Origin of the sequence: Marinobacter pelagius (assembly GCF_003315345.1) — a bacterium.
Classification (GTDB): Bacteria; Pseudomonadota; Gammaproteobacteria; order Pseudomonadales; family Oleiphilaceae; genus Marinobacter; species Marinobacter pelagius_A.
Genome location: NZ_QNRO01000003.1, coordinates 165,608 through 190,430 on the forward strand (window position 1 = coordinate 165,608; position 24,823 = coordinate 190,430).

Here is a 24,823-nt window from a genome sequence, read left to right on the forward strand (position 1 = left end):
GATCGGGCAGCTCCGACCTTCCCTACGGGCTTACCACTCCAGCTGCGCGCCGGTCTGGTACTCGATCACCCGGGTCTCGAAGAAGTTCTTCTCCTTGCGCAGAGTGGCCTGCTCATCCAGCCAGGGCGAGACGTTCTTCGCCCCCGGGAACGGTTCTTCCAGCCCCACGGTGCGGGCCCGCCGGTTGGCCACGAAGCGGAACTGCTCGCTGTGATATTCCGCCGAATAACCCAGGATGGGATCCCGCAGGATGTAGTTGGCGTAGGCGGTTTCCGCCGCCTCGGATTCGTCCCACATCTCGCGCACGGCTTTCGGGTCCAGGGTGATGTTTTCTTCCTCGAGGATCTGGTTCACCACTTTCAGGCCAAAGGAGAAGTGCATCGCCTCGTCCCGAAGGATGTACTGCAGCTGCTCTCCGGTGCCGCGCATCAGGCCCCGGCGCTGGAGGGCGAAGATGGGGCTGAAGCCGTTATAGAACCAGGCACCCTCGAACACGGCCGCAAAGAACAGGTAGGACATGACAAATTCCTGCAGGTCGTCCGGGTTGCGCAGGTTCATGTCGGGGCGCATGGCGGCATCGAGCCGGCGATTGGCCATCCTGATCTTGCCGTGGATCTCCGGCACCACGCGATAGCGGTTGTAGATCTCGCTCTGGTCCAGATTCAGGGTTTCGATGCAGTGCTGGTAGGCCCAGGTGTGCATGGATTCCTCGTACACCTGCCGGGCCTGGTAGATCTGCAGCTCCGGCGCACTCATCTTCTCCATCACCGCCAGGCCGATGTTGCGCATGGCCAGGATGTCGGAGGTGGTGAGATAGGCCAGCACGTTCTCGTACACGTGTTTCTCCGCCGGGTTCAGGCGGTGATGGTAGTCGTGGACGTCCTGGGCCATGTTCACGTCCAGCGGGGTCCAGTGGTTCTTGTTGGCATTCATGAAGTACTCCCAGGCCCAGGGGTACTTGAACGGTGCCAGTTGGTTGATGTCGGTCTCGCCGTTGATGACCCGCTTGTCGTCTACGTTGACCGGAGCCGGGCCATTTTGGGTGGCTGCCTTGGATTCGGTTTTTGGTTCGTCGTCCCAGTTCAGCATTGGTATCTACCTCTGATTCTGTAGCCTGCCAGGCTGGTGGTTGAACCGGTCTGGTATCCCCTCCCGAAAACCGCCCGCGAATACGTCCCTGTAGGGCTTGGCTGTAGCCATCCATGGCTACAGACATTTTCGGCAGGGGATACCAGCCCGGTTCTCCAGGCTTGGCAGTTATAGTCTCTTGTGTATGTCAGTAGTTACTGACACGCTTCGCAGTCGGGGTTATCGATGGCACACACCTTCGGCTGCAGCGCGGCCACCGGGGCGGTTTTCTCGGCGCCGGTGGCCCCCAGGGAACGCAGGTAATAGGTGGTCTTGAGCCCACGCTCCCACGCCAGCTGATACAGGGCATCAAGCTTCTTGCCGCTGGGTTCGGCCATGTACAGGTTCAGGCTCTGGGCCTGGTCGAGCCATTTCTGGCGCCGGGCAGCGGCTTCCACCAGCCACCGGGCGTCGATCTCGAAGGCGGTGGCGTAGCGAGCTTTCAGTTCTGCCGGGATGCGGTCGATCTGCTGGACCGAGCCGTCGAAGTACTTGAGGTCGTTGACCATGACATTGTCCCAGAGGCCCTCGGCCTTGAGGTCGCGCACCAGGGAGGGATTCACCACCGTGAACTCGCCGGAGAGGTTCGATTTGACGAACAGGTTCTGGTACGCCGGTTCGATGGACTGGGACACGCCGACGATGTTGGAGATGGTGGCGGTCGGGGCGATGGCCATGACGTTGCTGTTACGCATGCCGTTTTTGGCGATCAGCTTGCGCACCGGGCTCCAGTCGAGGCGCGCGTCGGTATTGACCGAACAATCCCCTTCCCGGCGGTTGTCTTTCAGCAGACTGAGGGAATCGATGGGCAGGATGCCCTGATCCCAGAGCGAGCCCTCGTAGGTCTCGTAGGCACCCCGCTCACCCGCCAGGGTGGCCGAGGCGCGGATGGCGAAGTAGCTGAGCTGCTCCATGGCGACATCGGCAAATTCCACCGCTTCCGGGCTGGAGTACGGCAGGCCCAGCTGGTAGAGGGCATCTTGAAAGCCCATCAGGCCCAGGCCCACCGGGCGATGCCTGAGGTTGGAATTGCGGGCCTGGGGCACGGCGTAGTAGTTGATGTCGATGACGTTATCGAGCATCCGTACAGCGGTGGTGACCGTCCGCTCCAGGCGCTGCACGTCCAGTTCGCCCCCGACAATGTGGGCGGCCAGGTTGACTGAGCCCAGGTTACACACGGCGATTTCATCCTCGCTCGTGTTCAGGGTGATTTCGGTGCACAGGTTGGAGCTGTGGACCACGCCCTGGTGCTGCTGGGGCGAGCGCAGGTTGCAAGGGTCCTTGAAGGTGATCCAGGGGTGGCCGGTCTCGAACAGCACGGTGAGCATCTTGCGCCACAGCTGTTTGGCGGGGACTTTTTTGAACAGCTTGAATTTGCCCTGCTCCGCCAGGGCTTCGTAATGCTGGTAACGCTCGCGGAACGCATTGCCGTAAAGGTCGTGCAGGTCCGGCACGTCACTGGGGGAAAACAGCGTCCAGTCCCGGTCCTCGCGCATGCGTTCGATCAACAGGTCCGGCACCCAGTTGGCAGTGTTCATGTCGTGAGTGCGGCGGCGTTCGTCGCCGGTGTTCTTGCGCAGTTCCAGGAATTCCTCGATGTCCAGGTGCCAGCTTTCCAGGTAGGCGCACACCGCGCCCTTGCGCTTGCCCCCCTGATTGACGGCCACGGCGGTGTCGTTCACCACTTTCAGGAACGGCACCACGCCCTGGCTCTGGCCGTTGGTACCCTTGATGTGGGAACCCAGCGCCCGTACCGGTGTCCAGTCGTTGCCCAGGCCCCCGGCCCACTTGGACAGCATGGCGTTGTCGCGAATGGCGCCGTAGATGCTCTCCAGGTCGTCCTGCACGGTGGTCAGGTAGCAGGAGGACAGCTGGGAGTGGCGGGTGCCGCTGTTGAACAGAGTGGGCGTGCTGGCCATATAGTCGAAGCTGGACAGCAACTCGTAGAACTCGATGGCCCGTTCGTTCGGGTCGTCTTCCCGCAGCGCCAGGCCCATGGCCACGCGCATGAAGAACACCTGGGGCAGCTCCAGCCGGGCCTTGTTCCAGTGCAGGAAGTAGCGGTCGTACAGGGTCTGCAGGCCAAGGAAGCCAAACTGGTGATCGCGCTCGGGCTTCAGGGCCTCGCCGAGGCGTTCCAGATCAAAGGCCGCCAGGGCTTCGTCCAGCAACTCGTGGCGGATGCCGGCGTGGATGAAGGCGGCCAGGGCCTGTGGATACACCTCCGCCAGCGTTTGATTCCGGTGCAGGTCCAGGGCTTCGGCGGCCTCGAGGCGCAGCTGTTCCAGCAGCAGGCGGGCGGTCACGGCGCTGTAATCGGGCTCCTGCTCGATCCGGCTGCGGGCGGTCATGACCAGTGCCGAGAGCACTTCGGTTTCTTCGATGCCGTCGTACAGGTTACGCAGGGCGTCTTCCACCAGGGATTCGCCGTCAATGCCGTCCAGGCCGGTGGCGGCCTGTTCCACCTGCAGCTTCATCAGTCCCAGGTCCAGCGGGGCGATGCTGCCGTCGACCTTTTTCACGGTCAGGTGCGGGTGGGCCTCCATGGGTTCTTCCACGGCGCGTTTGCGGGCGTGTTCTTCCCGGTACAGCACATAGGCCCGGGCCACTTTCTGTTCCTCGGCCCGCATCAGGGCCAGTTCCACCTGGTCCTGGATATCCTCGATATGAACCTTGCCGCCGGCTTTCAGGCGCCGGCTGATGGCCTGGACCACCTGTTCGGTGACCCGGTGCACGGCATCGTTGATGCGGGCGGAACCGGCGGCCTTGTCACCTTCCACGGCAAGGAAGGCTTTGGTGACGGCAACACTGATTTTGGCCGGATTGAATCCAACCAGGGTGCCGTTGCGTTTAATTACCTGAAGGGATTGGGTATCGGTGGAAGCTGCCGGCGGTTCGGCGAAGGCGGTGGCTGTCATGGTGCTCTCCTGAGTTCGCGTTGGTTCCATTTCACCTTCGCGAATGCAGGGGCACACTTTGCCTGGAGGAAAGGCAACGGGAACCGGTCTGCTCACCCTGAGTCGCGAAGGTGCAGTCCAGAAGCCAGTGTTACAGGCTTCTGCTCCCTGGCAGGTCTTCGGACTCAGGGGCGTGAATCAGTGATTCGGCCTTGCGTGGCGACTTCCCAGTGTGGAGCCTCTGATTACCTCAGGAGGCTCCTTGCCAGTGTCATCGTGCCACGCTCGTTCCCCAATACCGCTGCGCGTCAGTTCCGGACTCTCACCGGATTCCCGATTACCTGAGGCGATCAGAGAATGATCACAACATCTGGTAGTTGACCAAGGATTGAAACACTATATACACGTAACAGGATCGGGACAAGGCACTTTTCCGCCCTCAACCTGTCTTCGTTGACACATCATCACAAGGGGTAGGCCATGAAATCTCGCTGGTACTGGCTGGCCGGCATTACTGTCTCAGCGGTGTTAGGCGCCCAGGCCCTGGCCGTCAACAATCCGATACCGCCTTTCTCGCAGATCCAGTCGCTGGAGCAAGGCTGGGAGCCGCTTCAGTTCCCGAAAATCGAGCAGCACACCCGATATGAACTCGTGCAAGAGGATGGCCAACAGGTGGTCAGGGCCACTACCGAGGGTGGCGCCTCCGGGCTGATTACCCGACTGAACCTGGACCCGGATCGCAGCGTGAAGCTGGCCTGGCAGTGGAAGGTGTCGAACGTGTTCGAAGGCGGCAACGCCCGGGAAAAATCCGGCGATGACTACCCGGCCCGGATCTACGTGGCCTTCGAATTCCAGCCGGAAGACGCCGGCTTCTTCGAGCGGGCCAAACGCAAGGCAGTGGAAGTGCTGTTCGGGGAGACCCTGCCCGGCAATGCCCTCAACTACATCTGGGCCAACAAGCTGCCCGAGGGTGAGTTCATCGCCAACTCCTACACCGACCGGACCATGATGGTGGCGGTGAACTCCGGCGGCAATCAGGTCGGCCAATGGGTCAGCGTGGAACGGGACATCGCGGCGGACTACCGGAAGGCCTTCGGCGAGGACCCACCACCAGTGGTGGGCATTGCCATCATGTCGGATTCGGACAACACCGGAGAGCGGGCGACAGCCTGGTACCGGGATCTGGCCCTCAGGCCCTGAACAAACCGGAGCTCAGCGGTAGGCTTCCGGAAAACCGGGAATCACGTAGCCATGGCCGTTTGGGTAAATGGCCGGTAGTTCACCCCGCTGCACCAGGCGCAGGTAGGCATCATCGAACTCTTCCCGGAGAAGCGCCGCCCGCGGGTTGGCGAGGGAGAACAACCAGGCTGCGGTTCGGGAGCGGACTTCCGATTCCTTCACAACACTGTCGGACGGTTCCGTCAGGATTTCCTGTACCGGTGCATGGTAATCCAGAACGTAGTCGCCCCTCCGGCGCTTGAGCATATCGATGGCCGCCCGGTGATTCGGAGCCTCGGTGACCAGGATCTGGTCCGACTCCCGCAGCCACTGGATCATGCCGGCGTAGGTGTAGCCTCCGATCACGATCACGGTCTTGCCCTGGAGGTCATTGAAATGTTTCAGGGGCGGATTGCCCTCCAGATACCAGGCGCTGAGCTGCACGCTGAGCGGTTGGGCCCAGCTTTCCAGGACTTCCCCTTCAAGTTGGGGAATGTTGGTCAGCCCGGGCCAGGCATCCACCGTCCCATTTTTCAGGTAGAGGTAGATCCGGCTGATGGGCAGAAACAGGAATTCAGGCTCATAGCCGGCCTCTTCAACAACCTTACGGGTCATCTCGATGATCAGGCCGGAGGCCTCACCGGACTCCGTGTGATGGGCAAAGGGCGGGAATTCATTGTAGGCAATGGTAACAACCCGACCTTTTCCGCCGGTCTCAGCCATTGAGGAGGAGGCAACGATGGCCAACAGGGCCATGCTCACCCAGACACAAAACCGGACCGTAAACCGAACCTCCCGAAATCCGGAGGACAACTTCGCGCGACTATTCATGATCTCCAGTTCTGCAAATTTCTCTGCAGCCTAGAGTACCAGAACTTCCGGAGTCTGCACTGACGCGTGGCGCAATTTCGGCGATACGTCAGATATGGTAAACCACGAAATACAGGCCGATCCCGCCCATCACCAGGGTGTAGGGCAGCGCCATCCAGACCATCCGACCGTAGGACAACCGCACCAGCGGAGCAATCGCGGAAGTCAGCAGGAACAGGAAGGCGGCCTGGCCGTTGGGGGTTGCCACGCTGGGCAAGTTGGTGCCGGTGTTGATAGCAACCGCCAGGTCCCGGAAATGCTCGACACTGATGGCACCGGAATCCAGGGCCTGTTTGACTTCGCTGATGTAGACCGTGGCCACGAATACGTTGTCACTGATCATGGAGAGCAAACCGTTGGCCAGGAAGAACATGCCCGGCTGTTCGCTTTGCGGCAGGGAAAGCACGTAGTCAATAATCGGCTTGAACAGGTGCTGCTCGTGGATAACGGCAACCACGGCAAAAAACACCACCAGCAGTGAAGTGAACGGCAGGGATTCCTGGAACGCCTTGCCGATCTGGTGTTCGTCGGTGATGCCGGTGAAAGAGGTCACCAGGATAATCACCAACAGGCCGATCAGTCCCACCTCCGCCAGGTGGAAGGCCAAACCAATGACCAGAATCGCTGCGGCGGCAGCCTGGACCCACAGCGCGGCCTGATCGGCCTTGGTGCGCTTGTTGCGCTCATTCTCGGCAAATTCTTCCAGTACCCGGCGTACCGGCTTGGGCAAACGGCCGCCATAGCCGAACCAGCGCAGCTTCTCCAGAGCCCAGCAGGTTACCAGACCAGCGGCCAGCACCGGCAGGCTCACCGGCGCCATGCTCAGGAAGAAACTGGCAAAGTCCCAGCCTACCACCTTGGCGATAAGAAGGTTCTGCGGCTCACCGACCATCGTGGTCACACCACCGAGGGCGGTACCCACGGCACCGTGCATCAGCAAGCTACGCAGAAACGCCCGGAAGTTCTCCAGATCTTCCCGGTGCAGTTCGATCACTTCCTCGTCACTGTTGGCGTTGTGGTCGGAGTGCTGGTAGCCCTTGCCGGACGCCACCTTGTGGTAAACGGAATAGAAACCGACGGCCACCGAGATGATCACGGCGGTGACAGTCAGGGCGTCCAGAAAGGCTGAAAGCACCGCAGCCGCGCCACAGAACAGCAGGGATAACGCCGATTTCGAACGGACCCCCACCAGGATTTGGGTGAAGGTCACCAGCAGCAGTTCCTTCATGAAATAGATGCCGGCCACCATGAACATCAGCAGCAGGATCACCGGGAAGTTGGTCAGTACCTCCAGATACACCGCATCCGGCGTGGTCAGCCCGATCAACAGGGCCTCCACCGCCAGCAGGCCACCCGGCAGCAACGGATAGCATTTCAGCGCCATGGCCAGGGTGAAAATGAACTCGGCGATCAGCAACCACCCCGCCACCCCCGGGCCAAGCACGTACATCACAATCGGATTGGCGATCAGGAACAGCAGAATGGCCTGCTTGTACCAGACAGGCGCCTTGCCAAGGAAATTGTGGGTAAAGCCGGAAAACACGGTAGTGGGCATTGCAGAGATCTTCTGAGCAAACGGATTGTTGGAATTATGTGGCTAAAGGCCCGAATCTTCCTTGATATTTATGTACCGGGGTATGATCCGAAGGTACATTTTTTGACCGCATTTGGTCTTAATAACAACAAGAAAGACCGGCTGCCCTCGCCGACCCCGAATATTTTCGTAATATTACTAAATATAGCCCGATTGGGCGACCGCATTTTAACCGATTTCCGGCAAAATGCGGTCGCTTTCTGAAAAAATGATAAAAAAGATGTCAGAAGAAGGCCTGGATTCCGGTCTGGGCACGGCCCAGGATCAGGGCATGGACATCGTGGGTGCCTTCGTAGGTGTTCACCACTTCCAGGTTCACCAGGTGGCGGGCCACCCCGAACTCATCGCTGATGCCATTACCACCGAGCATGTCCCGGGCCATTCGGGCGATATCCAGGGCCTTGCCACAGGAATTGCGCTTCATGATCGAGGTGATTTCCACCGCGGCCGTGCCCTCGTCTTTCATGCGGCCGAGGCGCAGGCAGCCCTGCAGGGCCAGGGTGATGTCGGTCTGCATGTCCGCCAGCTTCTTCTGGATCAGCTGGTTGGCGGCCAACGGACGGCCGAATTGTTTGCGATCCAGCACATACTGACGGGCGGTGTGCCAGCAATCCTCGGCCGCGCCCAGGGCACCCCAGGAAATGCCATAGCGAGCTGAGTTCAGGCAGGTGAACGGACCTTTGAGACCCCGCACGTCCGGGAAAGCGTTTTCCTCCGGGACAAACACCCCGTCCATGACAATCTCACCGGTGATCGAGGCCCGCAACCCTACCTTACCATGAATGGCCGGGGCACTCAGACCTTCCCAGCCCTTCTCCAGCACAAAGCCCCGGATCTGGCCTTCGTCGTCCTTGGCCCAGACTACGAACACGTCGGCGATCGGGCTGTTGGTGATCCACATCTTGCTGCCGGTCAGGCTATAACCGCCGTCCACCTTGCGGGCCCGGGTCGCCATGTTGCCGGGATCGGAGCCGTGGTCCGGCTCGGTCAGGCCGAAGCAGCCAATCCACTCACCGGAGGCCAGTTTCGGCAGGTACTTCTGGCGGGTTTCCTCGTTGCCGAATTCGTAGATGGGCACCATCACCAGAGACGACTGCACACTCATCATGGAACGGTAACCGGAGTCGACCCGCTCCACCTCGCGGGCAATGAGGCCGTAGCACACGTAGTTCAGGCCGCTGCCGCCATACTGCTCGGGAATGGTGGCGCCGAGCAGTCCGGTCTCGCCCATTTCCCGGAAGATCTCCGGATCGGTCTTTTCATTGCGGAAGGCTTCCAGTACCCGCGGCCGGAGCTTGCTTTCGGCAAACTGGCGGGCACTGTCGCGCACCATGCGCTCTTCTTCGGTCAGCTGCTGGTCCAGCAACAGGGGGTCTTCCCAGTTGAAACTTGCTTGGTTGGCCATGGTTGGTCTCCACTCAATTCCGGTATCACGGTTATATGACAGTTTCTGGCAGATACGTTCAGGATATCAGCGGTGCTTCCATTGCGGTTGGCGTTTTTCGAGGAACGCACTCATGCCCTCATGACGATCCTCACTGGCGAAACTGGACCACAGCAACCGGCGCTCGTACTCCACGCCCGCCGCCAGGGTCGTCTCGAAGGCCTGATTGACCGCCTCCTTGTTGATCATGGTCGCCATCTGCGAGTACCCCGCGATTTCTGCCGCCACCGCCAGGGCGGTCTCGATCAGTTCGCCCGCCGGGACGATCCGGCTCACCAGGCCATTGCGCTCGGCTTCTTCGGCATCCATGGTGCGCCCGGTCAGGCACAGGTCCATGGTCTTGGCCTTGCCAATGGCCCGGGCCAGGCGCTGGGTGCCCCCGGCTCCGGGCAGAGTGCCGATTTTTACTTCGGGCTGACCGAAACGGGCGGTATCGGCGGCAATCAGCAGGTCACACATCATCGCCAGCTCACAGCCGCCGCCGAGGGCCAGCCCCGCCACGGCCGCAATCACCGGCTTGCGGCACCGGGTTACGGTTTCCCAGTTGGCGGAAATGAAGCGCTCCCGGTAAGCCCTTGAGAAATCCAGGGCATGGACTTCGGTTATATCCGCACCGGCGGCAAAGGCCTTCTCGTTCCCGGTGATGACAAGGGCCCGGATGCTGTCGTCTTTTTCGAGGGCCTCCAGAGCCGAGGTCAGCTCGTTCATCAAGGCATTGTTCAGTGCGTTATGCACCTTCGGCCGGTTAAGCCGGATGAGCGCGACGGCTTCGCGCTTTTCAAGCAATATATTGCTGTATTCCATAACCGCCCTCTCTAAGAGATCCGCCCTTATTCCTTTTATATCTCGATATAAAGACTTTCCTGATTGAAAATAGAGTACACTCCGTTATTTTTTGAAGCAATATGTTGACATATTATTTCAGGCGGGCGTATTTTGGAATGGACGACACAATGACCCGTATCTGCAGTCAGGTCCCCAACAACAACAAACCGGACACAACAGGTGAATCAGATGGACACAGGCATCACTCTCAATCCGGAACGCCGCACCGCCATGATCGAGAGCGGCGCATGGAACGACAAATGCATTACCGATTACCTGGACCAGGCGGTGGCCAGCACTCCGGACCAGGAAGCCATCGTCGGTTACCAGGTCACCAGCGATACCCGCACCGCCCTCAGCTATCGGGAACTCAATGACAAGGTCACCCGTATGGCGGCAGGCCTGGCGGCCATGGGCATTGGCAAAGGCGACGTGGTGGCATGCCAGCTGCCGAACTGGTGGCAGACCACGGCCCTGCACCTGGCCTGCATGCGCATCGGCGCCATCCTGAACCCGCTCATGCCCATCTTCCGGGAGCGTGAACTGCGCTTCATGCTCAAGCATGGCGAAGCCAAACTGCTGGTAATTCCCAAGGTCTTCCGGGGCTTCGATTACGAGGCCATGATCGACGGTATCCGCGCCGAACTACCCAATCTGGAAACCCTGTTGGTGATCGGCGGCGAAGGCGAACGCAGCTTTGAACAGCGCCTCGTAGAGACCGCCTGGGAAGAAAAACAGGACACCAAGGCCCTGTTTGCCGAGCGCCAGCTCACCGCCGACGACGCTATCCAGATCCTCTACACCTCCGGTACCACCGGCGAGCCCAAGGGCGTCATGCACACCTCGAACACCCTGTTCTCGAATGTGCGGCCCTACGCCGAGCGCCTGCACCTGAGTTCGGATGACAAGGTGCTGATGGCCTCCCCGGTGGCCCACCAGACCGGCTTCATGTACGGCATCATGATGCCGGTTTACCTGGGCACCACCGCCATCCTCCAGGACATCTGGGACGCAGAATACGTCTGCAAGGTGATTGCTGCCGAGAAGCCGGCCTTCACCATGGCCGCCACACCGTTCCTTGCGGACCTGGTCAAAACCGCTCCCAAGCACGAGGGCGAACTGGATTCCCTGCGGATCTTCGTCTCCGCCGGCGCACCGATCCCCAGTGCCGTGGTTGAGCAGGCCGGCAAGGTGCTGAAGGCAAAGATTGTCTCAGCCTGGGGCATGACCGAAAACGGTGCCGTCACCATGACCTGCCCGGAAGATCCCGCCGAGCGGGCCAGCCAGTCCGACGGAAAGGCCCTGCCCTGGATGGAAGTGAAGGTCACCGACTTCCAGGGCAACGAACTGCCGGCCGGAGAGGAAGGCAGCCTGCTGGTTCGGGGCTCCAGCCTGTTCGCGGGCTATCTTAAGCGACCCGAGCTGTATGGCGTGGACAAGGACGGCTGGTTCAATACCGGTGACCTCGCCCGCATGGACAAGGACGGCTACATCCGCATCACCGGCCGCACCAAGGACGTGGTGATCCGCGGTGGCGAGAACATCCCGGTGGTCGAGGTGGAGAACCTGCTTTACAAATATCCGGGCATCGTCGATGTCGCCCTGGTGGGCTGCCCCGACGAACGCTTGGGCGAGCGCCTGTGTGCCTACGTGACCCTGGACGAGAACGCCACCGACCTGACCCTGGACCAGATCAAGGCCTACCTGACCGAACAGCAACTGTCCAAAAACTACCTGCCGGAATACCTGGAAGTGATCGAGGCCATGCCCCGCACTGCTTCCGGCAAGATCCAGAAATTCAAGCTGCGCGAGCAGGCCAAAGCGGTTCACATCGAACCGGCCAGGCGCGGCTGATCCCTTTGATTGAACAGCAACAGGAGCACGTCATCATGAGAGGCCTGAACGGAAAAACTGTCATCGTCACCGGCGGCGGGGGCGGGATTGGCCGCGCCGTGTGCCAGCGCTTTGCCGAGGAAGGCAGTCTGGTTGCGGTGCTGGACCGGGACGAGAGTGCGGCCCGGGGCACCGCTGACCTGATTTCCGAAGCCGGCGGCACCGCTCGTGCCTATGCCGCGGACATCACCGATTACGCCGCGATCACCAAGACCGTGGCCGCCATCGAGAGTGATCTGGGTGTGCCAACGGTACTGGTGAACAACGCTGGTTTCGACCGCTTCATCCCGTTCCTCAAGACCGAACCGAAACTGTGGGAGCAGCTGATCGCAGTGAACCTGACCGGCGCCCTGAACATGCACCACGTGGTGCTGCCGAAGATTGTGGCAGCCGGCGGCGGCAAGGTCATTAACGTGGCCTCCGATGCGGCCCGGGTCGGCTCCTCCGGTGAATCCGTCTACGCCGCCTGCAAGGCCGGCCTGGTGGGCTTCAGCAAGACCGTGGCCCGGGAGCTGGCCACCAAGAATGTGTGTCTGAACGTGGTCTGCCCCGGTCCCACCGACACCGCGCTGCTCAAGGGCGTAGCGGAATCCGCACCCAACCCGGAGAAGCTGCTGGAAGCGTTCCGCAACGCCGTGCCCATGAAACGCCTGGCCCAGCCGGAGGATTACCCCGGCATCATTGCCCTGCTGGCCAGTGACGACGCCAACTTCATTACCGGCCAGGTCATCAGTGTGTCCGGCGGCCTGACCATGGCCGGCTAACGCCCACTTTCAAAAACACGGAGACCCAGACATGACTTACGAAGACATCCTGTACGACGAAACCGACGGCGTCGCCACCATCACCATCAACCGCCCGGACCGCTACAACGCCTTCCGCGGCCAGACCTGCATGGAACTCATCGATGCCTTCCACCGCGCCGGCTGGAACAAGGACATCGGCGTGATCGTCTTCACCGGCGCCGGCGAGAAGGCCTTCTGCACCGGTGGCGACCAGGGCGCCCACGAGGGCCAGTACGACGGCCGCGGCCTGATCGGCCTGCCGGTGGAAGAACTTCAGCGCCTGATCCGGGAAGTGCCCAAGCCGGTGATTGCCCGGGTCAACGGTTTCGCCATCGGCGGTGGCCACGTCCTGCACGTGATCTGCGACCTGAGCATCGCCTCGGAAACCGCCATCTTCGGCCAGGTCGGACCGAAAGTGGGCTCGGTGGATCCCGGCTTCGGCACCGCCTACCTGGCGCGGGTCGTGGGTGAGAAGCGGGCCCGGGAAATCTGGTACCTGTGCCGCAAGTACAGTGCTCAGCAGGCACTGGACTGGGGCCTGGTGAACGCCGTGGTGCCGCCGGAGCAGCTGGACGAGGAAGTGCGCAAGTGGTGTGACGAGATCCTGGAGAAGAGCCCCACCGCCCTGACCATCGCCAAGCGCTCGTTCAACGCCGACAGCGACAACATCGCCGGCATCGGTGCCCTCGGCATGCAGGCTCTGAGCCTGTATTACGACACCGACGAGTCCAGGGAAGGCGTCAACGCCTTCAAGGAAAAGCGCAAGCCGGAATTCCGCAAGTACTACAAGTAACGGCCCGATAGCCCGGAGAACACCATGAATTTCGCATTCAACGAAGAACAAAACGCGATCCGCGAGGTTGTGGCCCGCTTCAGCGCCGAGGTGCTGGCTCCGGGCTATCGCAAGCGGGACCGGGAAGGCGTGATCGAGCGGGATGTGATCCGCCAGCTTGGCGAAATGGGCCTGCTCGGTGGCGAACTGCCCGAGGAATTCGGAGGCAGCGGCATGGATTGCGTCACCAGCGGCCTGATCATCGAGGAAATCTCCAAAGGGGATTTCAACGTGGGCTACATTCCCCTGCTGACCTCCCTGAACGGCCAGATCATTGCCAGCCACGCCGCGCCGGACCTGGCCAAAGAGTGGCTGCACGGCATGACCTCCGGCCAGAAGGTGGCGTGCATTGCCCTGACCGAGCCCCACGGTGGTTCCGATGCCGCCAACCTGCGCCTGAAGGCGGAGAAAAAGGGCGACGTCTTCGTACTCAACGGCGAGAAAACCTCCATCTCCATGGCCGACCAGGCCGATGTGGCGGTGGTGTTCGCCCGCACCGGTACGGTGGAGCAACAGGCCTCCGGCATCAGCGCGTTCCTGGTGCCCATGGATAGCCCGGGCATCAGCACTACCCGGTTCGAGGACAATGGCCAGCGGGCCATCGGCCGCGGCTCCATCTTCTTCGACAACGTGGAAGTGCCCGCCAGCCACATGATGGGTGAGGAAGGCAAAGGCTTCAAACAGGTCATGCAGGGGTTTGATTACAGCCGCGCCCTGATCGGGTTGCAGTGTCTGGCGGTGGCCCAGCAATCCCTGGAGGAAACCTGGCAGTGGCTGACCGAGCGCACAGCCTTCGGCCAGAACCTGTCCGCCTTCCAGGGCCTGACCCATCCACTGGCGGAATACCAGACCTACGTTCATGCCGCGCGCATGCAGTGCTACCATGCGCTCTGGCTCAAGGACAACAACCTGCCCCATAACGCCGAAGCCGCCATGAACAAGTGGTGGGGCCCCAAGCTCGCCTTCGATGTGGTGAAACAGTGCCTGCTGGCCCATGGCCACACCGGCTGGGGTGAAGACCTGCCCTTTGCCCAGCGGTTGCGGGATGTCCTTGGTCTGCAGATTGGTGACGGTACCGCGCAGATCATGAAGAACATCATCGCGCGCGAGTATCTGCCCAGGTGACGCACCCCATGTCCTCCGCGATTCGGGGTGCCGGCAACCGTCTGCCCTGGCCTGAGAGCCAGGGCAGCACCACAGGAGCACAGATGATCGTTAACGAATCCGGAGGCGTACCCAACCGACTGTTTTTCCGGCTGTTCCAGACCGGAAACATCCTGCAGCGCCAGGTCCAGAACGAAATGGGCATCAGCGCCGTGCAGTGGGCGGTGCTGGGGACGCTGTCACGGGAGGGGTTCGAGGAAGGCACCTCCTTCAACCAGCTCAAGGAATATCTGTATGTCAGCCGCCAGAACCTGGACGGCGTGCTCAAACGCATGGAGCGGGACGGCCACGTGGTGCGGATTCCCGATCCCCAGGACCGCCGGGCGCGGCTGGTGGTGTTGACCGAATCCGGCCGGGCCTTCTGGAATCAGCTGCAGGACACCATCACCGAGTTCTACCGCCAGGCCCTGCAGGGCATGAGCTTTGATGACGGCGTCAGCCTGCTGCATCTGCTCAAGAAACTCCAGGAGGGCCTGTCCAATGTATCTCTGGCCTCCGAAGCCGGGGACAGCACCCAGGGGACTGCGAACCCTGCTGGCTGAGGCTTCGGGCGTTGCGCTCAACCGGTAAAACGGTTGGCTCTTGCGCCCATCCCCGCCTGCTGGAATGGGATGGGTCTTTTTCAGATCCGACGCTGCAACTCGGAAATCTTGCGATGCAGCAACTGGTTCAACTCTTCCAATTCCTGCAACCGCTCATTCTGCCGGTCCCGCTCCCAGTTCGTCTGTTCCACCAGGCGATCGATTTCATGGGCCAGATCCGCCACCTCATCCGACATCGGATCCTGAATCCTGGTGCGGACTTCGCCGGAACCAACCCGCTCCACCACCTGCCGCATGTGGTTCAGCCGTCGGACCAGGTAGTAGCCGGCAGCAATCGAGAAAATGGCGGCCAACAAAACCTCGATGGTGGCAATCAGCAGACTACGATCGCGTAAGGAAGCTATGCCCTGCTTCTGATTCCGCAGATCAAGACCAATCTCGATCCACCCGTAATTCAGACCCGCTTTGACAATCGTCGCCTTGGCCATGTACAGGTCCGGCAGGCTTTCCAGGTTTTTGGATTCCCGGAAAGGTTTGAGTAATGCATCCGAGTTGCCGGCTTCGGCAAGCAGATGGCCCTCATAATCCACAACCCTCGCAAACGCGGTTCCGGGCGTTCTGGACGCAGCATCGACAAAGGATTGCAAAGCACCCAGATCGAGCGACAGCACATCGTCAGCGGCCGTTGCGGCAAATACCCGGGCAATGGATTCAGCCCGGCGCTCCACTTCCTCGGTTGTTGACCGAGTGATGAACTGGAATACCGAGTACAGCAGGATCATCAGCATCACGATTTCGATCAGGCCAATGCCAATGACGGCCTGGGTTCGAAGGGATAACTTCAAGGTGCCCCCGATGTCTCGATAAATTCAAGGCCCAATGCCCGGATGTCATTCCAATCCGAATCTTCTGCCCGAATGAGTCGCTCAAGATTGGCACGCGCCAGCAGTGAGCGTCCCTCATCGCTGTCCGCCAACCCGATCAGCAAATTTCGGAAGGCTTCTTTACGACGGTCATCCAGGTTCGGATGCGCTGCGAAAGCATGGGGCGTGAAGCCCTCCGATCGCCACAGGACCCGGACTCCGCTGAGACCCTCTTTCAAAGCTGAATTGAACGTGCGCTCGATACCACCACCGGCCGCCGCGAAGCCTTTGCTGACATTCAGGTAGACTGACTCGTGGGAACCCACGAACCTGGGCTGATAGTCGATGCCCAGTCGCTCCAGCTCTGCCCGCACCAGGATGGTGGCGGCGAATGCGGCCGGTGCCGGAAAGGCGATGGTTTTGCCTCCGAGGTCTTCCAGGCTCTCGGCTACCGTGTTTTCAGGGACCACGACCAGGCCATGGATACGCTTGTCGCCCTCCCGGACAATGGCCCGGTAACCGGGAGTCTGACTGAACTCCACGTAGTGATAGGGGTTCATATAGGCAATGTCGTAGTGCCCTTCCAGGACCCGCTGCTCGAACGTGGGAATGTCCGGAGCGGTCATGAACCGGACCGGCACGCCCATTCGGTCTGAGAGGTAACGCATCAACGGTGTCCACTGGTCCGCCAGCCGGCTGGCGGACTCCTGGGGTACAATGCCGAAGGTCAGAACCCGGGCGTCCCGGATCTCATTGGAGGCTTGCGCGCTCGCAGCACCGGAAGTGACGGCAAGGGCGACAAGCAACAACCTGATCAATGCTGTGATCCGCATAAGGTGTACTCAATAGTCCGTAAAGGGAGCCAGCTGCCTGGAAGTCTCGGTGGGATAACCGGTTTTCGGGTCCATCAGCAGTGCCATATAGTCATTGAAGGGCATCGGTCGATGCGCGTGATAGCCCTGGATCAGGGACCCGCCCAGCTCTGATACTTTCTGCCACTGGGGTTCGTTTTCCACCCCTTCAATCACGCTCTTCATGTAAGCCTGATCGGCCATCGCAATAATGGAGCCGAGGAAGCGGGATTTGTCCTCATCCAGTTCGATGCCATCAACGAAACAGCGATCAATCTTGACCCGGTCGACCTTCAGTTCACGAACATACTCCAGGGAAGAGTGACCCGTTCCGAAATCATCCAGGGCAAAGATCACGCCCTGCTCATGGAGGCGGTCGATCAGCTGATTGATCCGCTCGAATTCGAGGGCGGCGTTGTCCTCGGTAATTTCCATACACAAGGTTGAGGCCGGAATGCCCTGCTCTATCAGCAGGTTCTTCACGTCCGCCACCAGATGATCACCGAGCATCGCCGGATTCAGGTTGATGGAGAGCGTGCCCCGATAACCCAGATCCCGGTATAGCTGCCGGGTTTCCCGGGCAATCTGTCGGAACAACCACTGACCGAATTCGACTCCAAGCCCGAAGTGTTCGCACAGATCCACCACCCGGTTCGGCGGCACAAACCCGATGTTGTCATCGCGACACCGCAGCAGCACCTCCGCGCCAGTGACCAGGTGGCGATTCTCGACACTGACGATCGGCTGGTAGACGAGGCTCAGACGCAGGGGGCCCGGTTCACCTTTCAGGAACTTGCGAAGACCCGTGAAAATCTGCCGCTCCTCTTCAATCTGTCGGCGCAGGTCCTCGTTGTTGATGGAGTAGCTCACGCCTTTCAGATGGGCCTGCGCCAAACCACGATGGGCCTGCTGGTAACGGGTATTCCAGTCCGGACAATTGCCCTCGCACGGGGGGTCTACCCCGAAAACCGCCGAGATCGGTACGTCGGACTCGTGAATGCGCCAATCGAAAGTCGTGGCTGTCACCAGCTCTTCAATCATTTCTTCAATGGTCTCATGCTGTCCCGGAGCAAGAAGAAGGACGTATTCGCTCAGGCCCAGCTGAATGACCTCATCCTCTGTCCCCAGATGTGCCTTGAGCTTGCCGGCGAAAAGCCGGGCCAGCTCTATCGCCGCCTCGTTTCCGTATTCGCTCAGTACCAGCTGAAACTGCCGGATTTCGCATATAACGATCATTCTGGCCGGATCGACGCCACGTATTGACGCCAGATAGTTACTGTTGGGCAGGCCGGTGACAGGATCCGTCCGGGATTGCTTGCGCACAAACAGGAAGGCAAATGCCATGTACAGGAACACGATAACCAGAGCCGCCAGCGTGAAGAAACGGAGATTGGCAAGACGGTTCCGGGAAGCCTCCACACCAATCATGAGTTGCCCGGTTTCATCCCCCACGAAATTATCGATGACCAATTGCTGAATGGCGGCTTTCTGACGGTTCCATTCCGTCGCAACAGCGGACCAATCCGCAATCGGATTTTCAAGACGGGTAGCAAAGGATGGCTCCAGCGCTTTGAGGCTGGTGAACAATGCCGTCAGTCGCTGCTTGTTATCCTGATGACGCCGAGTCGGCAGAGACTCCTTACTGGTAAGGAGGTAATCGTAACGGCTCCAGAGTACATCGTACCGCAGCATGAATTCCTCAGGATCGCCGACACCGGCAGCCATCAGCGCCATTTCCCGATCAAAGGCACTGGCTTCGTTGCCCAGTTGGGCAAGGTTCCACGACCCCATCCGCATGGCACTGAGAGAAATCGTCTCGAGCTTGCGATCTTCCAGATAGGTATAGAAGCTCGCGGAAACCAGGCACAGTACTGTGACGAACAGAAAAATGATGGTGGTGCGCGAGAACAGGCGCGCCAGTACGGAATCTGTGTTCACGTCAGTTCAACTCAATCTGGTCCAGTTGCCAGACCATGAACCGGTGATAGTCCCCATGATCCAGTTCCGGACGCTCGGACAACGGAAGAATGATCCAGAAGGGTCCGCGATTACGAACCGACATGCTCCTGCCATCCATTCGGGTCGCGATGATCGCATCCAGTTCCAGAACCTCGGCCAGTGTGCCTTTCACTTGGTAGTCATTCAGGGCGCGGAGGGTCAGCTGCGTCTGGTCATCGATACCGAAAGTATCGAGCACCCGCTTCAGGGTCGGCCCGGTGAACTCAACCGTGCCGTCGTAATAGGGACTGGACGTGGTAACCGTGGTTTGCGGGAAGGTCTCCAGCTCATCCCGGTCCAGGACCAGAACTTTTGAGCCGCTCCTGACCACCAGTTCCGGGGCCGCCTGAGCAACAGTTGAAAACACAATGACAAGGAGGAAAACGATCAGGGGAAAAGCTTTCATAGGCGGTCCGGATGATTTCAGAAGCTGTACACAATTCGTCCGGCGATGATACTGAGCGACCTCACGGGAGGCCATAGGACCAACGTAAACTCCTGAAAACACAATGTAAAATTTGTAAAATTCAATAACAGCTATAGATTTTAGTCTTATAATTCAACAAATTAATCGTTGCTGATATTGAAACGGTTCAGCTAGGTAATTACCGCGACCCGGAGTTGGGAAACGGCACCGGCCCTATTCAGGGCCGGAATCCCGCCAGGAAACACCGGTAATGCTCCAGCACCGGCCCGCTCCCACAGGCCCTCAGCCGGACTTCCTGGCCCGGCAGGCATTGCGCCAGCCTTGAGGCCGACAACGGAGACAGGGCCCCGAGCCGCGGGTAACCGCCGATGGTCTGGCGGTCATTGAGCAGTGCAATGGGCTGACCATCCGGTGGTACCTGGACGCCGCCCAGGTTGATGCCCTCGGAGATCAGGGAACCAATCCGGCACTGCAGCTTCGGACCCAGCAGGCGCACGCCCATGCGATCGGCCCGATCGTCCACCCGCCACCAGGTATTGAAGGCATCGTACAGACTGCGGCCGGTGAACTCCCCGATCTGGGCACCGGGTAGGAGTTCCAGAACTGGTGACTCCCGAAAATCCATCCGGACATCATCCGGCGCCTCGCTCATCCCCTCTGCCGGCTTGCCATCGGGGGTATAAATCGCCAGCCGGTCGCCATCTGCCAGCTTGCTGCCCCAGCCGTCGAAGCCGCCCAGCTGCTCGCGGCCAACCGTGGCAACGCTGCCCATCACCGGTTCGGCGGCAAAGCCACCCCGAACCGACAGGTAGGCCCGCAGTCCGCTCACGGGCGAGGCAAAGGCAAGTTTCTGGCCCTCTTTCCAGGTGATCCGTTGCCACAAAGGCACCGGTTGCCCGTCGAGGGTGGCGCCGAGATCGGCGCCGGCGATGGCGATATCCAGATCCCGCTCGGCCACCAGCTGCAGCCCGCCAAAGGTGATCTCCAGGCTCGCCGAGCCCCAGGGGTTACCCGCCAGGTAATTGGCCCAGGCCCAGGAATACAGATCCGCCGGTCCTCCCTGGGTCACCCCCAGGTGGCGGACGCCGAAACGGCCAAGATCCTGCAGCAGCGCCAACGGTCCGGACCGGTGGACCCGGATCGCGGATTCCATTTTGCGTTGTGCTGTCATCCCGCTGCCTCCATGGGCGTGGTGTCACCGCCCTGACGTTCGAATTCCTCACGACTGACGGATACGAAGCGTACTTCATCCCCCACTCTCAGCAGGCTGAAACCCTCTCGCTCCCGGTCAAACAGCCGGGCACTGGTGCGGCCGAGCAGATTCCAGCCCCCGGGGGTGGCCGTCGGATAGGCGGCCGTCTGACGCGCGGCAATGGCAACACTGCCCACCGGCACCTTCTTGCGCGGGGTATCCAGCCTGGGGCATTCCAGCCGTGGATCAATCAGCCCCATGAAGGCAAAGCCAGGAGCAAAGCCCAGGGCGAAGACACGGTAGGTTTTGCTGCTGTGGCAGTCGATGACCTCTGCCACGGTCATGCCGGTGTGTTCGGCAACTCGGTCCAGGTCCGGCCCGACGCTGGGGTCATAGAACGTGGGCAACTCGTGAACCTGACCGGTACCCATGTGCTCGTCCGGTTCCAGCTCCACCAGTAAGTCGGTGATTTTTTGCCGCGCGTCAGACGGAGACAGCCGGACAGGATCGAAGACCACCAGCAGGGTGGTGTAGGACGGCACCAGGTCGACCAGGGCGTCACCAAACGCCGATTCGCACTGGCGGGCCAGGGCTGTAATCCAGGGCAGATTGGCCTCGTCGATCTGTTCGAACAACCGAACCATCCAACCATCGAGACCGGCGGATTCGAGGCGGGGCAAGGCGTTGGCCGGGTTACCTGTCATGCCCGGTTTCCCAATGCCAGGATCGCTTCGCGGATCGACTGGATCGCGGCGATGGATTCGTTGTTGTCCCCATGCACACACAGGGTATCGGCGTTCAACACGATCTCGCTGCCGTCAATGGCGGTCAGCGGTTCGCCCTTGGCAATCTTCACGGCCTGCTCCAGGATCTCGTCCGGATCTTCATGGACTGCCCCGGGGATGCGCCGGGATACCAGACGACCTTCCCCGTCATAGGCACGGTCGGCGAAGGCCTCGAACCACAGCTTGATGCCGTAGCGATCCGCGATTTCCCGGGCCATGGAGGTATCACAGGAGGCCATGGTCATCAAAGGCAGGTTGCCATCGAAATCCTTGACCGCCTTGACCACGGCCTCGAACAGGCCGGGATCCTTGATCATGTCGTTGTAAAGGGCCCCGTGGGGTTTCACGTAGTGGATACGCGTGCCCTCGGCCTGGCAAATGCCGGACAGGGCGCCGATCTGGTACAGCACCAGATCCTCCACTTCGTCCGGCGAGCAGGCGATGGAGCGGCGGCCAAAACCCACGAGGTCCGGGTAGGACGGATGGGCCCCCACCTTCACATCATGCTGTTTCGCCAGCCGCACCGTGCGCCGGATAACGTGTGGGTCGGAGGCGTGGAAGCCACAGGCCACGTTGGCCAGATCGACATGGGGCATGACGTGCTCATCCATGCCCATGACCCAGGGGCCGAAGCTCTCCCCCATGTCGGCGTTAATCATCAGAGATCTCATTTTCCCTCTCCCGTCTGCAGTGCGCGATAACGCCACTGGCTGATGACAAAAATACCCATACTCACCATTATCGAGGCAAGCAGGGAGATGGCAAAGGTGGCCATGGGCGGCACAGTGCCCACCGTCAGGGCCAGCGCCAACGCAAAAGCCACCAGACTGAGCATGCCTTTCTGGGCCATGCTGACCGTTGCCCTGGCCACTTCAGCGCCGTAGCGCTCGTATAACGTCCAGCCAATGGTGAACAACCCCACCGGGAACCCCACCAGCATACCGGAAAGCAACGGGCCGGATTTCGCTGCCACCGTGGTGGCCACGCTGACCAGAATTCCCGCCAACAACCCCCGAAACAGCAAATCAAACCACCCGGACCGGGCAACCACCACGGTCTGACCCAGTTTCAGGGCCCGACGTATGGCCTCGGCCGCGAACAGCACCAGGCCGTACACCAGCAAACCACCCCATACACCACCCGGCAACAGGGAAAACAGTAGCGCAGTCGGTATCCAGATCCCGGTCGCCAACGCCAGGCTGGTGTACACGCCAAAACGTCCGGCGGACACCACGAAGCAGATGGCAAAAACAAGCGTGGCAATCAGGGCATGCAGTGTCGACAGCGCGGCGGCCTGAAGGAACTCCACCGAACGCTCCTGGAGCATGAAAAAGTAGCCAGGGCCCAGGATGATGGGTGTCCCTGCCAGTATACCCCCGACCCGCGGTCCCACCTTGCCCACCGCCACCGAAACACCGATGACCACCAGGGCGGTGGCCAGCAGTTTTGCAATCAGAACGCTCAGCATGCTTCCCTGAGCGCCTCCTCGATTCCCGCCGCGATGGCCAGCACATCGGCATCGGTGCCATTGCGACCGACCAGCATCAGCCCCGAGGGCAACTCACCCGGCTCGTGGTTCGGCAGCGTGATGGCACACAGGTCAAGCAGGTTGGCCACCGTGGGATTACGCAGCACCAGCAGGTTCAGGCGGCCATAATCGTGATCGCCGGCAAGGTCCTCGAAGCGCGGCGGTGCAATCGGTACCGTCGGCGCAAGCAGGCCGTCGTAGTCCGCCAGCCACTGGTCAGCCTGTTGCTTGCGTTCAGCCCGGCGCCGGAGCAGTTCGATGTAATCCGCGGCCCCAAGCTGTGCACCCCGCTCCATGCGGCTGCGGACTCTCGGATCATAGCGGTCCCCGTGGCAGCGCAACCATTCCCGGTGGATATGGTAACTCTCCGCGGCGGTGAGGCCACCACCTTCCAGCAGTTCCGGCAGGGTATCCAGCACCGGTACTGCCACTTCCTCGATCCGTGCGCCGGCGTCCCGAAGCAGGTTCAGGCTCCGGGTGAAGGTCTCGGCGACTCCCGGGGAAACGTCGTCCAGCATGTAATTGGCCGGCACCGCGAAGCGCAGGCCCGCCAGGGGCCGCTGCCTGAGTGGCAACCACTCGCGTCCGGACAGCACCGCATCGACCCGGGCACAACAGTCCACGGATCGGGCAATGGGCCCGACCGAATCCAGACTGTCCGACAGGGGAAAGGTGCCCCGCCTGGGTATGCGTTGCTGGGACGGCTTGAACCCCACCAGGCCACAGAACGCCGAGGGAATACGGATGGAGCCACCGGTGTCGGTGCCGATGGCCGCAGCGGCCATATCACAGGCAACGGCCACGGCGGCGCCCGACGAAGACCCGCCGGGAATCCGGCCCGGGGCCAGCGGGTTGTCCGGGGTACCGTAATGGGGGTTCAGGCCGAGGCCGGAATAGGCAAATTCGGTCATGTTGGTGTGCCCGGTAATCACCGCCCCGGCACGCCGCAGGCGTGAAACTATCAGCGCATCATGCTCGGCGGGGGTGTCCCACCACTGACTTCCGGCGTGGGTCACCTGCCCTGCCACGTCGAACAGTGCCTTGAGTGCAACCGGAATGCCGGCCAGCTCCCCCACCGGCACCCGCGCCTCGTACAGGTTATCCGCTGCACGCGCCTCGGCGGTCGCGGTCCGGTCAAAACGGGCGGTATAAACCTGCCGGGCGCGATCATCTCCGGTATCCATGTTGCGCTGACAGGTCTTCAGCAAGCCCGCGGCCTGCCACTGCCCCGTTGCCAGGCCATCCAGCAGGCCCGCCAGCGTCCCGACCGGCAACGGCTTGAGATCCTCGGCTTTGAACTGGCTCATTTCACCACCGGCAGCGTCTGAATGTGATAGGTGTGTTCCAGGGTGCGGTTGGTGACCGGATCCCTCAGCACCATCCGGAACGACTGGGCAGGCCGAACTCCGCCGATGACCGGCAGGGTGCCGCAGAGCATGGCCTGCCCGGGTGCCAGTTGCGGCTGGTCCAGGCCAAACCGGCGCAGCAATTCCTCCGGATGCAGCAGCCCGGTGACACCGCCGTCCTGGTAACGCACTTCCTCACCGTCAATGGTGGCGAACGATGCCATCTCCAGTTCATCCCAGTGGTCTATCACGTCAGCAAGCCACCACAGCTGGTAACCCACGGGCTTGGCACACACCTGCTTGGAATGGGCCACCGACCAGGCCTCAGCCTCACGGTCGGTATGATCCGAGCCGATGCCCACCACCGTGCCCCGCTCGGTACCGAGCAGCAGCACCTCCACTTCGCCGCTTGAGGCGTTGCCCAGGAACTGGACATTGCCGGCGGTGGTCAGCAGGTCCGCCGACACCAGGTAGAAGAGGGGAGTACTGGAAGGCGGGGAAACCCCGATCGCCTTCAGCTCCTCGATATGTTCATCGATGGCCGCCTGTTCGCGCCCTGCCCATCCGGCGATGATCAGTTCCCGGACGCTGATGTCCAGTTCTTCACCGGTATCAGCCAGCTGGAATTGTGTCATTACGTG

General features: G+C 61.0%; 22 protein-coding genes and 1 riboswitch. Of the genes, 6 read left to right on the forward strand and 16 right to left on the reverse strand.

Annotated features, from left to right (window positions below):
• Window positions 1-30 precede the first annotated feature (30 nt).
• Both DET50_RS04765 and DET50_RS04770 read right to left on the reverse strand, forming a co-directional pair.
• Entirely contained in the window at window positions 31-1,089 is a 1,059-nt protein-coding gene (locus DET50_RS04765) for a ribonucleotide-diphosphate reductase subunit beta (RefSeq protein ID WP_113861728.1), read from the reverse strand.
• A gap of 194 nt (window positions 1,090-1,283) precedes the next feature.
• Window positions 1,284-4,046, reverse strand: a complete 2,763-nt coding sequence (locus tag DET50_RS04770) for a ribonucleoside-diphosphate reductase subunit alpha (protein ID WP_113861729.1) — start codon at window positions 4,044-4,046, stop codon at window positions 1,284-1,286.
• A gap of 132 nt (window positions 4,047-4,178) precedes the next feature.
• Window positions 4,179-4,426, reverse strand: a riboswitch (cobalamin riboswitch).
• A 79-nt stretch (window positions 4,427-4,505) separates the two neighbouring features.
• Here DET50_RS04770 and DET50_RS04775 point away from each other — a divergent pair.
• On the forward strand, window positions 4,506-5,225 hold the full coding sequence (locus tag DET50_RS04775; RefSeq protein WP_113861730.1) for a DUF3047 domain-containing protein: 720 nt from the start codon (window positions 4,506-4,508) through the stop codon (window positions 5,223-5,225).
• A 12-nt stretch (window positions 5,226-5,237) separates the two neighbouring features.
• Here the strand turns inward: DET50_RS04775 and DET50_RS04780 are convergent, their stop codons facing one another.
• The 4 genes from DET50_RS04780 to DET50_RS04800 form a co-directional block, all read right to left on the reverse strand.
• The gene (locus tag DET50_RS04780) at window positions 5,238-6,074 is read right to left on the reverse strand and encodes a substrate-binding periplasmic protein (RefSeq protein ID WP_258546048.1); all 837 of its coding nucleotides are present in this window, start codon (window positions 6,072-6,074) and stop codon (window positions 5,238-5,240) included.
• Window positions 6,075-6,162: 88 nt separating this feature from the next.
• Window positions 6,163-7,668 (reverse strand): sodium/proton antiporter NhaB, encoded by a 1,506-nt coding sequence (nhaB, locus tag DET50_RS04785; protein WP_113861732.1) that lies wholly within the window; start codon window positions 7,666-7,668, stop codon window positions 6,163-6,165.
• A gap of 262 nt (window positions 7,669-7,930) precedes the next feature.
• Complete coding sequence (locus DET50_RS04795; RefSeq protein ID WP_113861734.1) at window positions 7,931-9,112, reverse strand: acyl-CoA dehydrogenase; 1,182 nt, start codon at window positions 9,110-9,112, stop codon at window positions 7,931-7,933.
• A 66-nt stretch (window positions 9,113-9,178) separates the two neighbouring features.
• A complete protein-coding gene (locus DET50_RS04800; RefSeq protein WP_113861735.1) occupies window positions 9,179-9,955 on the reverse strand; it encodes an enoyl-CoA hydratase in 777 nt (258 codons plus the stop codon).
• A 210-nt stretch (window positions 9,956-10,165) separates the two neighbouring features.
• Here DET50_RS04800 and DET50_RS04805 point away from each other — a divergent pair, with 210 nt between their 5' ends.
• The 5 genes from DET50_RS04805 to DET50_RS04825 are packed head-to-tail and all read left to right on the forward strand — an operon-like array spanning window position 10,166 to window position 15,192.
• Window positions 10,166-11,830: an AMP-binding protein gene (locus DET50_RS04805; RefSeq protein WP_113861736.1), complete on the forward strand. Its 1,665-nt coding sequence runs from the start codon at window positions 10,166-10,168 to the stop codon at window positions 11,828-11,830.
• A 35-nt stretch (window positions 11,831-11,865) separates the two neighbouring features.
• Window positions 11,866-12,633 carry an SDR family NAD(P)-dependent oxidoreductase gene (locus DET50_RS04810; RefSeq protein ID WP_113861737.1) on the forward strand — a complete coding sequence of 256 codons (768 nt, stop codon included), beginning with the start codon at window positions 11,866-11,868 and terminating at the stop codon, window positions 12,631-12,633.
• A 31-nt stretch (window positions 12,634-12,664) separates the two neighbouring features.
• The gene (locus DET50_RS04815; RefSeq protein WP_113861738.1) at window positions 12,665-13,447 is read left to right on the forward strand and encodes an enoyl-CoA hydratase-related protein; all 783 of its coding nucleotides are present in this window, start codon (window positions 12,665-12,667) and stop codon (window positions 13,445-13,447) included.
• A 24-nt stretch (window positions 13,448-13,471) separates the two neighbouring features.
• On the forward strand, window positions 13,472-14,611 hold the full coding sequence (gene aliB / locus DET50_RS04820; protein WP_113861739.1) for a cyclohexanecarboxyl-CoA dehydrogenase: 1,140 nt from the start codon (window positions 13,472-13,474) through the stop codon (window positions 14,609-14,611).
• An 8-nt stretch (window positions 14,612-14,619) separates the two neighbouring features.
• Window positions 14,620-15,192 (forward strand): MarR family winged helix-turn-helix transcriptional regulator, encoded by a 573-nt coding sequence (locus tag DET50_RS04825; protein WP_258546049.1) that lies wholly within the window; start codon window positions 14,620-14,622, stop codon window positions 15,190-15,192.
• An 80-nt stretch (window positions 15,193-15,272) separates the two neighbouring features.
• Here DET50_RS04825 and DET50_RS04830 read toward each other — a convergent pair whose 3' ends face one another.
• The 10 genes from DET50_RS04830 to DET50_RS04875 all read right to left on the reverse strand — a co-directional run bounded on the left by DET50_RS04830 (window position 15,273) and on the right by DET50_RS04875 (window position 24,817).
• Window positions 15,273-16,037 carry a HAMP domain-containing protein gene (locus DET50_RS04830; RefSeq protein WP_113861740.1) on the reverse strand — a complete coding sequence of 255 codons (765 nt, stop codon included), beginning with the start codon at window positions 16,035-16,037 and terminating at the stop codon, window positions 15,273-15,275.
• Window positions 16,034-16,888 (reverse strand): phosphate/phosphite/phosphonate ABC transporter substrate-binding protein, encoded by an 855-nt coding sequence (locus tag DET50_RS04835; RefSeq protein ID WP_113861741.1) that lies wholly within the window; start codon window positions 16,886-16,888, stop codon window positions 16,034-16,036. Before DET50_RS04835 ends, DET50_RS04830 begins: the two co-directional genes overlap by 4 nt.
• A 9-nt stretch (window positions 16,889-16,897) precedes the next feature.
• Window positions 16,898-18,844, reverse strand: coding sequence for an EAL domain-containing protein (locus DET50_RS04840; RefSeq protein WP_113861742.1), 1,947 nt, complete (start codon window positions 18,842-18,844; stop codon window positions 16,898-16,900).
• 1 nt (window position 18,845) lies between these two features.
• On the reverse strand, window positions 18,846-19,310 hold the full coding sequence (locus DET50_RS04845) for a putative pterin-binding protein (RefSeq protein WP_258546050.1): 465 nt from the start codon (window positions 19,308-19,310) through the stop codon (window positions 18,846-18,848).
• Between the two features lie 238 nt (window positions 19,311-19,548).
• Window positions 19,549-20,502, reverse strand: a complete 954-nt coding sequence (locus DET50_RS04850; protein WP_113861744.1) for a 5-oxoprolinase subunit C family protein — start codon at window positions 20,500-20,502, stop codon at window positions 19,549-19,551.
• A complete protein-coding gene (gene pxpB, locus DET50_RS04855; protein WP_113861745.1) occupies window positions 20,499-21,227 on the reverse strand; it encodes a 5-oxoprolinase subunit PxpB in 729 nt (242 codons plus the stop codon). Before pxpB ends, DET50_RS04850 begins: the two co-directional genes overlap by 4 nt.
• Window positions 21,224-21,979, reverse strand: a complete 756-nt coding sequence (locus DET50_RS04860) for a 5-oxoprolinase subunit PxpA (RefSeq protein ID WP_113861746.1) — start codon at window positions 21,977-21,979, stop codon at window positions 21,224-21,226. The genes pxpB and DET50_RS04860 overlap by 4 nt, the downstream gene beginning before the upstream one ends.
• The gene (locus DET50_RS04865) at window positions 21,976-22,776 is read right to left on the reverse strand and encodes a hypothetical protein (RefSeq protein ID WP_113861747.1); all 801 of its coding nucleotides are present in this window, start codon (window positions 22,774-22,776) and stop codon (window positions 21,976-21,978) included. The genes DET50_RS04860 and DET50_RS04865 overlap by 4 nt, the downstream gene beginning before the upstream one ends.
• On the reverse strand, window positions 22,770-24,143 hold the full coding sequence (locus DET50_RS04870) for an amidase (protein ID WP_113861748.1): 1,374 nt from the start codon (window positions 24,141-24,143) through the stop codon (window positions 22,770-22,772). The genes DET50_RS04865 and DET50_RS04870 overlap by 7 nt, the downstream gene beginning before the upstream one ends.
• A complete protein-coding gene (locus DET50_RS04875) occupies window positions 24,140-24,817 on the reverse strand; it encodes a DUF2848 domain-containing protein (protein ID WP_113861749.1) in 678 nt (225 codons plus the stop codon). Before DET50_RS04875 ends, DET50_RS04870 begins: the two co-directional genes overlap by 4 nt.
• Window positions 24,818-24,823: the final 6 nt, after the last annotated feature.